The sequence below is a fragment of the Paenirhodobacter enshiensis genome (assembly GCF_000740785.1).
GTDB classification, from domain to species: domain Bacteria; phylum Pseudomonadota; class Alphaproteobacteria; order Rhodobacterales; family Rhodobacteraceae; genus Rhodobacter; species Rhodobacter enshiensis.
In genome coordinates, this window is the sequence record NZ_JFZB01000003.1 from 120,035 (window position 1) to 132,604 (window position 12,570).

The window sequence follows — 12,570 nt, forward strand, 5'->3', positions numbered from 1 at the left end:
GCCCCCGCCGCACGCTGTGGCAGGATGGCGCGGAAAAGGGAGACCCGACATGCAACTGCCGATCAGCACCGACAAGGTTGCCACCGTCATCATCCGCGCCCGCAAGTTCGACGCCGACATGCCCGACGCCGGTCAGGGCCGCGAGCTGCGCGCCTTCATCGCCGCGCTGAACGAGGACGAGCAGGCCGCGCTGACCGCAATCCTGTGGATCGGCCGCGAGACCTTCGACGCGAGCGAGTTCGACGAAGCCTTCGCCACCGCGCGCGACGAGGCGACGACGCCGACCGAGGATTACCTTCTGGGAATTCCGCTTCTGGCGGATTACCTCGAAGATGGAATGAATGCACTTGGCATCGACGTCGAGGACGAGGGCGAAGAGGCATTTCCGACCGTCTGAGAGTGCGGGAAGAAGGGGGCTCTGCCCCCGCTGCGGCGTCGCCGCAGCTCCCCCGGGATATTTGGGGCGAACCGAAGACGAGGGCCGGTTCCGGACAGTGTGAGTGGTAGTGATTGCGAATGAGGACGAGTGAATGACACATCCGGTGGACAGCCATGTCGGCAAGCGCATCCGGCAACGTCGCTGGAGCACGGGGGTTACCCAGCAACAGCTGGCCGAAAAGGTCGGCATCAAGTTCCAGCAGATCCAGAAATACGAAACCGGGGCGAACCGGGTCTCGGCGTCGCGGCTGTGGGAAATCGGTCGGGCGCTCGGGGTGCCGGTGGCGTTCTTCTTCGAGGGGTTCGGCGACGTAGCGACGCCCGAGGCGGTCTCTGCCGCCGATCTGATGGGGGATCGCGAGGCTCTGGCACTGGTGCGCTCCTATTACGCGATCCCGGAGACGCAGCGCCGGCGCCTGTTCGAACTGGCGAAAGTGCTGTCGGACGTGGCCTGACGACGCAAGCCCGGGGGCGGGATCCGGAGGCAGCGGTATGCACAGCTGGCTTGCCTCCGTCCCCGCGGCGGGCTACCGCTGGGACAACTCCGGAGGCACCTATGACCGTTCCGACTTCTGCTGCAGAGATCGACGTCCTGTTCGCAACCGCAACCGCGCTCGCCGATGCCGCGCGCGAGGAAACGCTGAAGCTGTTTCGCAGCCCCGGCGGTCTTGCGGCCGACAACAAGCTGGCGGGCGGGTTCGACCCGGTGACCGCGGCCGACAAGGCGACCGAACGGCGGCTGCGCGAGATCCTCGCCGAGCGCCGGCCCGAGGACGGTATCTTCGGCGAGGAATACGACAACCGCACCGGCACCAGCGGGCTGACCTGGGTTCTCGACCCGATCGACGGCACCCGCGGCTACATGTCGGGCACCCCCACCTGGGGCGTGCTGATCGGCCTGTGCGAGGAACTGCCCGACGGCCCCGGCCGGCCGCTGATGGGCATCGTCGATCAGCCCTATGTGGGCGAGCGGTTCATCGGCGGCTTCGGCCGGGCCGAGATGACCGGCCCGATGGGGCGCACGGCACTTGCCACGCGCAAGACCCGCGCCCTCGATCAGGCGACGCTGTTTTCGACCTTCCCCGAGGTCGGCACGCCCGAGGAGGGCGCGGCCTTCGCGCGCCTGTCGCAGCAGGTGCGGCTGACCCGCTACGGGATGGATTGCTATGCCTATGCGCTGATCGCGCTCGGCCAGATCGACCTGGTGGTCGAGGCGGGGCTGCATCCCTATGACGTCGACGGCCCGATCGCGGTGATCGAGGCGGCGGGCGGCATCGTCACCGACTGGCAGGGCGGTCCGGCCTGGCGCGGCGGACGGGTTCTCGCCGCCGCCAACCCCGAGATCCACGCCGCCGCGATGGCGGTGCTGAACGGCTGATCCCGCTCCACGGAAGGGCGACGCCCATGCCTGCAACCCTGATCCGCGGCGCATCGGTTGTCGTCACCATGGACGACACCCGGCGCGAGCTGTCGGGCGCCGACATTCTGATCCGCGACGGCGCGATCGAAGCGGTGGGGCACGGGCTGAGCGTCCCGCCCCCCGTCGAGATCTTCGAGGCCACGGGCTGCGTGGTGACGCCGGGCCTCGTGAACACGCATCATCATCTTTACCAGACGCTGACCCGCGCGGTGCCGGGCGGACAGGACGCGCTGCTGTTCGGCTGGCTGAAGACGCTCTATCCGATCTGGGCGCAGATGGGCCCCGAGGAGATGCGGGTCTCGGCCCTCGTCGGACTGGCGGAACTGGCGCTGTCGGGCTGCACCACCAGCTCGGACCACCTGTATCTGTATCCGAACGGGGCGCGGCTCGACGATACCATCGCCGCAGCGGCCGAAATCGGGCTGCGCTTTCATCCGACGCGCGGTGCCATGTCGATTGGCGAGAGCGCGGGTGGGCTGCCCCCCGACAGTCTGGTCGAGGCCGAGGACGCCATCCTGTCCGACTGCATCCGCGTCATCGACCGCTTCCACGACCCGAAGCCCGGCGCGATGGTGCGGGTGGGGGTGGCGCCGTGCTCGCCCTTCTCGGTCAGCCGCGGGCTGATGCGCGACGCGGCCCTTCTCGCCCGCGACAAGGGCGTGATGCTGCACACCCATCTGGCCGAGAATGATGAGGATGTCGCCTATTCGCTGGCGCAGTTCGGCTGCCGCCCCGGACAATATGCCGAGGATCTGGGCTGGACCGGCGCCGATGTCTGGCACGCGCATTGCGTGAAGCTCGACAGTGCCGAGATCGCGCTCTTCGCGCGCACGGGCACAGGGGTGGCGCATTGCCCCTGCTCGAACTGCCGGCTGGGTTCGGGGATCGCGCCGGTCCGGACGATGCGCGACGCGGGCGTGAAGGTCGCGCTCGGGGTGGATGGATCGGCCTCGAACGACGCGGGCCACCTGATCGGCGAGGCGCGTCAGGCGATGCTGTTGCAGCGGGTGCAAAACGGCGCCGATGCGATGAGCGCGCGCGAGGCGCTGGAGATCGCCACCCGCGGCGGGGCCGAGGTTCTGGGCCGGCCCGATTGCGGCACCATCGCGCCGGGCAAGCGCGCGGATCTGGCGATCTGGGACATGCGCGGGATCGAGGCGGCAGGCGCCTGGGATCCGGTCGCGGCGCTGGTGCTGTGCGGCCCGCGGCAGGTGCGGCACCTGTTCGTCGAGGGGCGCCAGGTGGTGCGCGACGGGCATCTGACCAGCATCGACCTGCCGCGCGTGATCGAGGCGCAAAACCGCCTCGCCCGCGCATTGGCGGGCTGAACGGGGACAGGCCGCCCCCCGCCCCTGACGACGCTCAGCGCTGCGAGCTCTGCCAGTCCGGATTGATCCAGGGCTCGGCATTCGACGACGGCAACCGCCGGCCGAGGATGTGATCCGCGATCTTCTCGCCGGTCATCAGCGACGGCCCGTTCAGGTTGCCGTTGGTGACGCGTGGAAAGATCGAACTGTCGGCGACGCGCAGCGCATCGACGCCGATCACCCGGCCCTCGGGATCGACCACGGCGGTCGGATCGTCGGCGCGCCCCATCCGCGCGGTGCCGCAGGGGTGGAAGGCGCTCTCGGCGTGTTCGCGGATGAAGGCGTCGATCTGCGCGTCGGTTTGCACATCGGCGCCGGGCTGGATCTCGCGCTTCACATGTTCGGCCATCGCGGGTTGGGCGAAGATCTCGCGCGTCAGGCGGATGCAGCGGCGGAACTCTTCCCAGTCGTCGGGATGGCTCATGTAATTGAAGCGGATCACCGGCGATTCGCGCGGATCGGCCGAGCGCAGCGTGACCGTGCCGCGCGATTTCGAGCGCATCGGCCCGACATGCACCTGAAAGCCATGCCCCTCGGCCACGGCCTGACCGTCATAGCGCACCGCGATGGGCAGGAAGTGATACTGGATGTCGGGGTATTTCACCCCGGCGGCCGAGCGGATGAAGCCGCAGCTCTCGAACTGGTTCGAGGCGCCGATGCCGGTCTTGGTGAACAGCCATTGCGCGCCCACCATCGCCTTGCCGAACAGGTTCCAGTATTTGTAGAGCGTGTTCTTGTGGCGCGCGGCGAACTGGAAATAGATCTCCAGATGGTCCTGCAGATTGGCGCCGACGCCGGGACGGTCGGCGATCACCTCGATGCCATGGGCGCGCAGCTCGGCCGCCGGGCCGATGCCCGAGAGCATCAGGATCTTCGGCGTGTTGAGCGAACTTGCCGAGACCACCACCTCGTGACGGGCGCGAATCACCTCGGTCTGGCCGCCGCGCTCGATCTCGACACCGGTGGCGCGGCCGTTCTCGATCACCACGCGGCGCGCGAGGCCGCGCACGATGGACAGGTTGCCGCCCTTCAGCGCCGGGCGCAGATAGGCGTTCGCCGCCGACCAGCGCCGGCCTTTCCAGATCGTCGCCTCCATCGCGCCGAAGCCTTCCTGCTGGCGGCCGTTGTAATCGGCGGTCAGCGGATAGCCCGCCTGATGGCCGGCCTCGACGAAGGCCCGGAACAGCGGGTTGCTGCGCGGCCCGCGGGTGATGTGCATCGGCCCCGAGGTGCCGCGCCACGCCGGATCGCCCCCGTCCGCACCGCCGTGCCAGGTTTCCATGCGCTGATAATAGGGCAGCACATCGGCATAGCCCCAGCCGGTCGCGCCCTGCTCGGCCCAGTGGTCGAAATCGCAGGCGTGGCCGCGGACGTAAACCATGCCGTTGATCGAGGACGAGCCGCCGATCACCTTGCCGCGCGGCGTCACCAGCCGGCGCCCGCCGAGGCCGGGCTCGGGCTCCGACATCAGGCCCCAGTCATAGCGCGGCATGTTCATCGGATAGGAGAGGGCCCCCGGCATCTGGATGAACGGGCCGACGTCGGTGCCGCCGAATTCGACGATGATGACCTTGCGACCGGCCTCGCACAGGCGGTAGGCCAGTGCCGAACCGCCCGAACCGCCGCCGATCACCACATAATCCGCTTCCATCCCGCCCGCTCCTGCTGCCGGTTTCATTGAGTGTCGTCTGGGGGTTGCGGGGGGCCGGACGCCCCGCCGCGAGGCCGTCAATACGGGCAGTCGAGCGGCCCGGTGCCGACGTAGACCGCCTTGATCTGGGTGTAATGCTCAACTGCGGCGCGCGAATTCTCGCGCCCGAGGCCCGAGGCCTTGACCGCGCCGAAGGGCATCTCGACCGGGGTCAGGTTATAGGCGTTGATCCAGCAGGTGCCGGCCTGAAGCTGGCCGATCACCCGGTGCCCGCGGGCGAGATCGCCGGTGAACACCCCCGCCGCCAGCCCGTATTCGGTGCCGTTCGCGCGGGCGATGGCCTCGGCCTCGGTCTCGAAATCGAGGACCGCCATCACCGGGCCGAACACCTCCTCGCGGGCGAGCGTCATGTCGTCGGTGACATCGGCGAAGACGGTGGGCTGGACGAACAGCGGCCCCTGATTGCCGGCGGCCCCGCCGGTGACCAGACGCGCGCCCTCGGCCTTCGCGGTCGCGATGTAGCCCATGACCTTCTCGTGCTGCGCCGCGCTGACCAGCGGGCCGAACTGCGTCGCCTCGTCGAGCGGATCGCCGGCGACGATCGCCTCGGTCCGCGCCTTGAGCTTGGCGAGGAAAGCCTCCTTCACCGGCTTTTCCACGAACACCCGCGTGCCGTTCGAGCAGATCTGCCCCGAGGAGTAGAAATTCCCCAGCATCGCCGCGCCCACCGCCGAATCGAGATCGGCATCGGCGAAGACGATCAGCGGCGACTTGCCGCCAAGCTCCATCGTCACATGTTTCATCCCGGCCGCCGCCGCCTGATAGACGCGCCGCCCCGTCGGAACCGAGCCGGTCAGCGACACCTTGGCCACGCGCGAATCGGTCGCGAGCGCCGCGCCCACCGCGCCATGACCCTGCACGACGTTGAACAGACCGGCGGGCATCCCCGCCTCGATGAAGATCGAGGCCAGCCTCAGCGCGCCGAGCGGCGTGGTCTCGGACGGTTTGAACACCATGGCGTTGCCGGTCGACAGCGCCGGCGCCGCCTTCCAGCAGGCGATCTGGCTGGGATAGTTCCACGCGCCGATCCCGACGCAGACGCCCAGAGGCTCGCGGATCGTATAGGCGAAATCGCCGCCGAGCGGGATCGTCTCGCCGGTCAGCGTGGGCGCGAGGCCGGCGAAATATTCCAGCGCATCCGCCCCCGAGGGCCAGTCCGCCACCCGGGTTTCCTGGATCGGCTTGCCGGTATCGAGGGTTTCGAGAAGCGCGAGTTCCTCCGCCCGGTCGCGAATCAGCGCGACCGCCCGCATCAGGATGCGCGAGCGCTCGATGGGCTTCAGCGCGGCCCAGTCCCGCTGCGCCGTCTGCGCGCCCGAGATTGCCGCCTCGATCACCGCCGGGGTAGCGTCGTGAAGCCGTGCGATCACCTCGCCGGTGCCCGGAAAGATCACGTCAAAGGCATCGCCGGCGCTGTCCTCGCACCAGGTTCCGTTGACGAAATGGCTGCCCTTCGGTTGTGCTCTCATGCCGCCCCCGCGATCTCTTTTTCCAGATATTCCAAAACTATTTCAGCGGCATAGGCCGCATTCGGCTGTCCGTCCGCCAGCGCCGCACGGATATACACGCCGTCGATCAGCGCGCCGAGGCCGCGCGCCACCGCGGGCGCGCGCGCCCCCACCAGCGGGCGCAGCTCGTGCAGCAGATTCGAGTTCAGCCGGCGCTGATAGATCCGCAGCAGACGCCGCGCTTCGGGCTGGGTCTGCGCCAGAACGTAGAAGTTCAGCCAGGCCGAGATCGCCTCGCGCCGGAAGCTGCCGGGCGCGAAAGAGCCGCGCACGATGGCGCGCAGACGCTGTTCCGCCCCCGTCGACATCGCCAGCGCGCCGCGCACCTCGGCCTGATAGAGCGACAGGATCGAGCGCATCGCGGCGAGGAAGATCTGTTCCTTCGAGCCGAAGTAATGATGCGCCAGCGCGGCACTCATCCCCGCCCGGCGCGCGATCTGCGCGACGGTCACTTCGAGCGAGCCGGCCTGACCGACCGTCTCAATCGTGGCTTTAACCAAAGCTGCCCGTCGAATAGGCTCCGCTCCGATTTTGGGCATGGGGCGTGGACCTTTTCTGCGAAAAACTCTTGCCAAATGCAGATAAGGCAAAGTTCATTGACTCGTCAATCAACAAAAACCGGCCACACCAAGATCGGCACGACCAACGGGAGACCCGAATGACACTGCGCACTCTGATCCTCGCCAGCGCCACTGCGCTTGGCCTTGCGCCGGCAGCTCATGCCGCCGGTTGCGATTCCGTGACCTTCTCGGACGTCGGCTGGACCGACATCACCGCCACCACCGCCGTCGCCTCGACGGTGCTGAACGCGCTCGGTTACAAGACCGAGACGAAACTTCTGTCGGTGCCGGTGACCTATCAGGCACTGTCGAAGGGCGACGTCGACGTTTTCCTCGGCAACTGGATGCCGTCGATGGCAGCCGACATCGCGCCCTATGAAAAGGACGGCTCGGTCGAGACGGTCCGCACCAACCTGACCGGCGCGAAATACACGCTGGCGACCAATGCCGCGGGCGCCAAGCTCGGCATCAAGGATTTCGCCGACATCGCCAGGCACAAGGCCGATCTCGACGGCAAGATCTACGGCATCGAGCCGGGCAATGACGGCAACCGGCTGATCCTCGACATGATCTCGAAGGACATGGACGGGATGAAGGGCTTCGAGCTGGTCGAAAGCTCGGAGCAGGGGATGCTCGCGCAGGTCGCGCGCGCTGACAAGGAAGGCAAGCCGGTGATCTTTCTCGGCTGGGAACCCCATCCGATGAACACCAATTTCAAGATGAGCTACCTGACCGGCGGCGATGAGGTGTTCGGGCCGAACTTCGGCGGTGCCGAGGTGAAGACCAACGTCCGCAAGGGCTATGTGGCCGAATGCAAGAACGTCGGCAAGTTCCTCGAAAACCTCGAATTCAGCCTGACCATGGAAAACCAGATCATGGGCAAGATCCTCGACGACGGCGAGGACGGCATGGACGCGGCGAAGGAATGGCTGAAGGCCAACCCGCTGACGCTGAAGCCCTGGCTTGAGGGTGTGACGACGAAGGACGGCGGCGATGCGCTGGCCGCGGTGGAAAAGGCGCTGAAGTAAGCGCCAGCCCCTTCGTGCCCCCCTCTCTCGCGGAGGGGGGCGGACCCTAACCTTCGCGTTCCGGGGAGATCACGCGATGGATTGGCTGACTGCCAACAAGATCCCGGTCGGAAAGACGGCGAAACACGTCTTCGACTGGTTCAAGGACAATGCAAGCGGCTTCTTCGACGCGCTGTCGAACCTGCTGCAACAGATGATCGACGGCATCCTGTGGCTGCTGTCGGCGCCGCATCCGCTGGCGATGGTGGTGCTGGCGGGCGGGCTTGCCTGGTTCCTGCAGCGCAGCGTGAAGACCGTGGCGCTGGTGGTGCTGGGGCTGCTGTTCATCCTCAACCAGGGCTACTGGAAGCCGACCATGGAGAGCCTGACGCTGGTGCTGTCGGCCTGCGTGGTCTGTCTCGCGATCGGCGTGCCGCTCGGCGTCTTCGCGGCGCATCGGCCGCGGTTCTATGCCGCGCTCCAGCCGGTTCTGGACCTGATGCAGACACTGCCGACCTTCGTCTATCTGATCCCGGCGATCGTGTTCTTCGGCATCGGCATGGTGCCCGGGCTGATCGCGACGGTGATCTTCGTGCTGCCGGCGCCGATCCGGCTGACCCATCTGGGCGTCAGCTCCACCCCCGAGGCGCTGCGCGAAGCCGCGACCTCGTTCGGCGCAACGCCGAGGCAACTGCTGTGGAAGGTGGAACTGCCCTGGGCGATGCCGCAGATCATGGCCGGCCTGAACCAGACGATCATGCTGTCGCTGTCGATGGTGGTGATCGCCGCGCTGGTCGGTGCGAACGGCCTCGGCGTGCCGGTGGTGCGGGCGCTGAACTCGGTCAACACCGCGCTCGGTTTCGAATCGGGCTTCGTGATCGTGGTCGTGGCCATCGTGCTCGACCGGATGCTGCGCCGGGGAGGCACGAAATGAGCCGGACCGCTGTCGAATTCGACGCCGTGAACATCGTGTTCGGAGGCCATCCCGAACGCGCCCTGCCGCTGATGGACGCGGGCGTCAGCCGCAGCGACATCAAGGCCCGGACCGGCCAGACGCTCGGCGTGCACGATTGCAGCTTCACCGTGGCCGAGGGCGAGATCCTCGTGCTGATGGGGCTGTCGGGCTCGGGCAAATCGACGCTGCTGCGCGCGGTGAACGGGCTGAACCCGGTGGTGCGCGGCAATGTGCGCATCCTCGACGGGGGCAATCTGACCTCGGTCACCAAGGCGGATCCGGCGACGCTGCGCCGGCTGCGGCTGAACCGCGTCGCCATGGTGTTCCAGCAGTTCGGCCTGCTGCCCTGGCGCACGGTGCGCGACAACGTCGGCCTCGGGCTGGAGCTTGCCGGCCTGCCGCTTACCGAGCGGCGCGAGAAGGTCGACCGTCAGCTCGAACTCGTCGGCCTCGCCGACTGGGCGGAGCGCAAGGTGGGCGAGCTTTCGGGCGGGATGCAGCAGCGCGTCGGCCTCGCCCGCGCCTTCGCCACCGAGGCGCCGATCCTGCTGATGGACGAGCCGTTCTCGGCCCTCGATCCGCTGATCCGCGCGAAGCTGCAAGACGAGCTGCTGGACCTGCAGGCGAAGCTGAAACGCACCATCGTCTTCGTCAGCCATGACCTCGACGAGGCGTTCAAGATCGGCAACCGGATCGCGCTGATGGAAGGCGGGCGGCTGGTGCAGCTCGGCACCGCGCATGAGATCATCGCCAATCCGGTGAACGGCTACGTGTCGGATTTCGTGGCGCATATGAACCCGCTCGGGGTGCTGCGCGCCTCCGAGCTGGCAGAAGACGGACCGGCGTCGGGCCCCGTGGTCGATGCAGGGACGCCGATGCGCGAGGTTCTGGCCGCGCTGTGCACCCACGAGGCGCTGGTGCTGTCGGACGGGCGCCGGATCACCCGGCAAAGCGCGCTGGCGCGGCTGCTCGATCCGCGCGGGTCGGCGCCAAAGGCGTGAAATGAAAGCCGACCGGGGTCACACCCCGGCCGTTTTCGTTCGGGCTCAGCCCCTCGCCGCCGCGCGGCGCTTCAGCGCGGCCTCGCGCAGCGTGACATAGACGACCGAGCCGAGGATCATCGCGCCGCCCAGAATCACCAGCGGGTCAATGGGTTCGCCGAACAGGAACAGACCCGCCAGCGCCACCCAGATCAGTTGGGTGAACACCACCGGCTGTGTCACCGACACCGGCGCCGAGGCCAGCGCCTTGGTCATCGTCAGCTGCCCGCCCGTCGCCAGAACCGCCGTCAGACCGAGCCACAGCACCTGCGACAGGCTGACCGGCTGCCACACCGCCAGCGCCCAGGGCGCAAGAATCACCGCCGCCATCAGCGTCATCATCGCCACGATGGCATTGGCGCTGGCGTGCCGGGTCAACCGTTTGACCCCCAGATAAGACAGGCCGAAGGCGAGTGCCGCACCCAGTTCCGCGACGTGGCCGGGCAGAATCTCGCGCAGGCCCGGGCGCAGGATCACCAGCGCGCCGACAAGCGCTACGCCGATCGCCGCACCGCGCCGCCACGAGAACCCTTCTCCCAGCAAAAGCGCGCCGCCCACGGTCACGACAATCGGGGTCAGATAGCCGATCGCCGTCACATCGGCCATCGGCGTGCGCGCCATCGCGAAGAACCACAGCACCATCCCTGCTGTCTGTGCGATGCCGCGCAGCCCGAACATCGTCCAGGCATCGCGGGGATAACGGTTGCGGGCGATCTCGATCAGTCCGGGCAAAACCAGGATCAGCCCGCACACCATGCGAATGAACACCGCCTGCACCACGGGGACCGAATCGCCCTGCGCATGGACGACGATATTGGTGGCGGCAAACAACAGTGTCGTCGCCACCATCCAAAGGATCGCGACAAGCGGACGGGCGTCAGGCAAGGAAACGGGCCGGATGTCGTCCGCACTGCGCATCTCAGGCCTTCGTGGCCTTGCGCGCCTCGGCCGCGGCCTTCATCCGCGCCAGCAGCTCAGCCTTGCTGCCCGGGCCGGCATCGCCGAACGGATTTTCCGTGCTGCCCTTGGCATTATGCTCGGAATGTCTGGGAGCATCCTTGTGGATCTTCGGCGTTCCCGCCTTGCTGTAGTCCATTGCCCGGTCCTCCTTCAGAAATGAAGAAGGCGCCTCGCGGGCGCCTTCCGGTTGGGTTTGTCGCGCAGCTTACAGCTGGGCCGCGACATCCTCGGGGACGTCGAAGTTGTGCGTCACCGACTGCACGTCGTCGTCCTCTTCGAGCGCGTCGATCAGCCTCATCAGCTTCTGCGCGGTCTCGAGGTCGACCTCGGTCGTCACCTGCGGCTTCCACACCAGCTTGGTGTCGCTGGCTTCGCCGAGGCTCTTGTCCAGGGCGTCACCCACTTCGCTCAGCGTCTCGACGGTGGTGTAGATGTAATGGCCGTCCTCGTCGGTCTCGACATCCTCGGCCCCGGCTTCCAGCGCGGCTTCGAGGACCTTGTCCGCATCGCCCACGCTCAGCGGATAGTCGATCTGACCCAGACGGTCGAAGCCGTGGCTGACAGAGCCGGTCTGCCCGAGGTTGCCGCCCGCCTTGGTGAAATAGCTGCGCACGTTCGAGGCGGTGCGGTTGGTGTTGTCGGTCAGCGTCTCGACGATGATCGCGATACCGTTCGGGCCATAGCCCTCATAGCGGATCTCGGCGTAATCGGCCATGTCGCCCATCAGAGACTTCTTGATGGCGCGGTCGATCACGTCCTTGGGCATCGACTGGGCCTTCGCGGCCTTTACCGCGAGGCGCAGACGCGGGTTCTTTTCCGGGTCCGGATCGCCCATCTTCGCGGCGACGGTGATTTCCTTCGCCAGCTTCGAGAACATCTTCGAGCGGATCGCATCCTGCTTGCCCTTGCGGTGCTGGATGTTCGCCCACTTGGAATGGCCTGACATGACCTTCTCCGTCGAAATTCAATGAAATTTGGGCCTCTATAGGACAAGGAGGCCCGTTTCCGCAAGTCACCCGGCCCATGTTCCCCACAGGGAATGCCGGGAATCGACCAGATCAGTCCCGTCCGCGGCTGACACCACGGCCCGAATCATGCTTCGGGTCGGGCTCCCAGTCGTGGTGCGGATCGGCCGGGGTGCGGAACGTCCAGACCTGGCCGGCGTCTGCCCCGGCCACCGGCACCGCGCCACCGGCGCCCGCCCGACTGAGGCGAACCGTCGCGTAATCCTGAAACAGCGGCGCAAGCGGCGTGCCCGCCGCGAGCGAGGGATGGTAATAGGTCACGTCATAGCTCATCGGCCAGGCACAGCCCGTCAATACGCCCGAGCGCGCGGCAAGCGTGTCGGCGCTGCAACGAGTGCCGTCGCTGAAAGCCACCGTCAGCGTGCCGGATTTCATCGTCGCCTCGCGCGGCGTGGCCTGCGGCGCCCAGCCTGCGCACCCCGACACCACGATCCCAGAAATCCCGATCAGCGAAAGGCCAAGCACCAGCGCGCGCATCTTACACTCCGTCACGACCGGGCACCGCCCGTCCGGCACGACCATAGGCTATCGGCCGGGCGATTGCCACCTCGGCCCGAAACCCTCGCGCCTCTCCTTTCT

The 12,570-nt window shown here is 67.4% G+C and carries 14 protein-coding genes; 7 read left to right on the forward strand and 7 right to left on the reverse strand.

Annotation, left to right across the window (positions count from 1 at the left end):
* The first annotated feature begins 49 nt into the window (after positions 1–49).
* From CG50_RS02590 to CG50_RS02605, 4 genes are all read left to right on the forward strand, one after another.
* Entirely contained in the window at positions 50–397 is a 348-nt protein-coding gene (locus CG50_RS02590; protein WP_036634898.1) for a DUF3775 domain-containing protein, read from the forward strand.
* Between the two features lie 133 nt (positions 398–530).
* The gene (locus tag CG50_RS02595; protein WP_036634900.1) at positions 531–893 is read left to right on the forward strand and encodes a helix-turn-helix domain-containing protein; all 363 of its coding nucleotides are present in this window, start codon (positions 531–533) and stop codon (positions 891–893) included.
* Positions 894–994: 101 nt separating this feature from the next.
* Positions 995–1,816 carry an inositol monophosphatase family protein gene (locus CG50_RS02600; RefSeq protein WP_036634907.1) on the forward strand — a complete coding sequence of 274 codons (822 nt, stop codon included), beginning with the start codon at positions 995–997 and terminating at the stop codon, positions 1,814–1,816.
* Between the two features lie 26 nt (positions 1,817–1,842).
* Entirely contained in the window at positions 1,843–3,186 is a 1,344-nt protein-coding gene (locus CG50_RS02605; protein WP_036634909.1) for an 8-oxoguanine deaminase, read from the forward strand.
* Between the two features lie 34 nt (positions 3,187–3,220).
* Here CG50_RS02605 and betA read toward each other — a convergent pair whose 3' ends face one another.
* The 3 genes from betA to betI form a co-directional block, all read right to left on the reverse strand.
* Positions 3,221–4,876, reverse strand: a complete 1,656-nt coding sequence (gene betA, locus CG50_RS02610; protein WP_036634911.1) for a choline dehydrogenase — start codon at positions 4,874–4,876, stop codon at positions 3,221–3,223.
* 77 nt (positions 4,877–4,953) lie between these two features.
* The gene (betB, locus tag CG50_RS02615) at positions 4,954–6,405 is read right to left on the reverse strand and encodes a betaine-aldehyde dehydrogenase (protein ID WP_036634913.1); all 1,452 of its coding nucleotides are present in this window, start codon (positions 6,403–6,405) and stop codon (positions 4,954–4,956) included.
* Positions 6,402–6,983, reverse strand: coding sequence for a choline-binding transcriptional repressor BetI (betI, locus tag CG50_RS02620; RefSeq protein ID WP_036634916.1), 582 nt, complete (start codon positions 6,981–6,983; stop codon positions 6,402–6,404). The genes betB and betI overlap by 4 nt, the downstream gene beginning before the upstream one ends.
* 119 nt (positions 6,984–7,102) lie before the next feature.
* Here betI and CG50_RS02625 point away from each other — a divergent pair, with 119 nt between their 5' ends.
* The 3 genes from CG50_RS02625 (at position 7,103) to choV (ending at position 9,967) form a co-directional block, all read left to right on the forward strand.
* The gene (locus CG50_RS02625) at positions 7,103–8,032 is read left to right on the forward strand and encodes a choline ABC transporter substrate-binding protein (RefSeq protein ID WP_051909394.1); all 930 of its coding nucleotides are present in this window, start codon (positions 7,103–7,105) and stop codon (positions 8,030–8,032) included.
* A 76-nt stretch (positions 8,033–8,108) separates the two neighbouring features.
* A complete protein-coding gene (choW, locus tag CG50_RS02630; protein ID WP_036634917.1) occupies positions 8,109–8,945 on the forward strand; it encodes a choline ABC transporter permease subunit in 837 nt (278 codons plus the stop codon).
* A complete protein-coding gene (choV, locus tag CG50_RS02635; RefSeq protein WP_036634919.1) occupies positions 8,942–9,967 on the forward strand; it encodes a choline ABC transporter ATP-binding protein in 1,026 nt (341 codons plus the stop codon). The genes choW and choV overlap by 4 nt, the downstream gene beginning before the upstream one ends.
* A gap of 45 nt (positions 9,968–10,012) precedes the next feature.
* On the opposite strand, the gene CG50_RS02640 is transcribed toward choV, so the two are convergent.
* The 4 genes from CG50_RS02640 to CG50_RS02655 form a co-directional block, all read right to left on the reverse strand.
* Complete coding sequence (locus CG50_RS02640) at positions 10,013–10,924, reverse strand: DMT family transporter (protein WP_036634921.1); 912 nt, start codon at positions 10,922–10,924, stop codon at positions 10,013–10,015.
* Position 10,925: 1 nt separating this feature from the next.
* On the reverse strand, positions 10,926–11,102 hold the full coding sequence (locus tag CG50_RS17190) for a hypothetical protein (RefSeq protein ID WP_036634922.1): 177 nt from the start codon (positions 11,100–11,102) through the stop codon (positions 10,926–10,928).
* A 69-nt stretch (positions 11,103–11,171) separates the two neighbouring features.
* A complete protein-coding gene (locus CG50_RS02650) occupies positions 11,172–11,912 on the reverse strand; it encodes a YebC/PmpR family DNA-binding transcriptional regulator (RefSeq protein WP_036634925.1) in 741 nt (246 codons plus the stop codon).
* 112 nt (positions 11,913–12,024) lie between these two features.
* Positions 12,025–12,468 (reverse strand): hypothetical protein, encoded by a 444-nt coding sequence (locus tag CG50_RS02655; protein WP_036634927.1) that lies wholly within the window; start codon positions 12,466–12,468, stop codon positions 12,025–12,027.
* Positions 12,469–12,570 lie beyond the last annotated feature (102 nt).

Bases quoted from the DNA above. Each gene is read 5' to 3' on its own strand.
- CG50_RS02590 (WP_036634898.1), top strand. From the start codon at position 50: ATGCAACTGCCGATCAGCACCGACAAGGTTGCCACCGTCATCATCCGC.
- betA (WP_036634911.1), bottom strand. From the start codon at position 4,876: ATGGAAGCGGATTATGTGGTGATCGGCGGCGGTTCGGGCGGTTCGGCA.
- betI (WP_036634916.1), bottom strand. From the start codon at position 6,983: ATGCCCAAAATCGGAGCGGAGCCTATTCGACGGGCAGCTTTGGTTAAA.
- CG50_RS02605 (WP_036634909.1), top strand. From the start codon at position 1,843: ATGCCTGCAACCCTGATCCGCGGCGCATCGGTTGTCGTCACCATGGAC.
- choW (WP_036634917.1), top strand. From the start codon at position 8,109: ATGGATTGGCTGACTGCCAACAAGATCCCGGTCGGAAAGACGGCGAAA.
- CG50_RS02640 (WP_036634921.1), bottom strand. From the start codon at position 10,924: ATGCGCAGTGCGGACGACATCCGGCCCGTTTCCTTGCCTGACGCCCGT.
- betB (WP_036634913.1), bottom strand. From the start codon at position 6,405: ATGAGAGCACAACCGAAGGGCAGCCATTTCGTCAACGGAACCTGGTGC.
- choV (WP_036634919.1), top strand. From the start codon at position 8,942: ATGAGCCGGACCGCTGTCGAATTCGACGCCGTGAACATCGTGTTCGGA.
- CG50_RS17190 (WP_036634922.1), bottom strand. From the start codon at position 11,102: ATGGACTACAGCAAGGCGGGAACGCCGAAGATCCACAAGGATGCTCCC.
- CG50_RS02625 (WP_051909394.1), top strand. From the start codon at position 7,103: ATGACACTGCGCACTCTGATCCTCGCCAGCGCCACTGCGCTTGGCCTT.
- CG50_RS02595 (WP_036634900.1), top strand. From the start codon at position 531: ATGACACATCCGGTGGACAGCCATGTCGGCAAGCGCATCCGGCAACGT.
- CG50_RS02600 (WP_036634907.1), top strand. From the start codon at position 995: ATGACCGTTCCGACTTCTGCTGCAGAGATCGACGTCCTGTTCGCAACC.
- CG50_RS02655 (WP_036634927.1), bottom strand. From the start codon at position 12,468: ATGCGCGCGCTGGTGCTTGGCCTTTCGCTGATCGGGATTTCTGGGATC.
- CG50_RS02650 (WP_036634925.1), bottom strand. From the start codon at position 11,912: ATGTCAGGCCATTCCAAGTGGGCGAACATCCAGCACCGCAAGGGCAAG.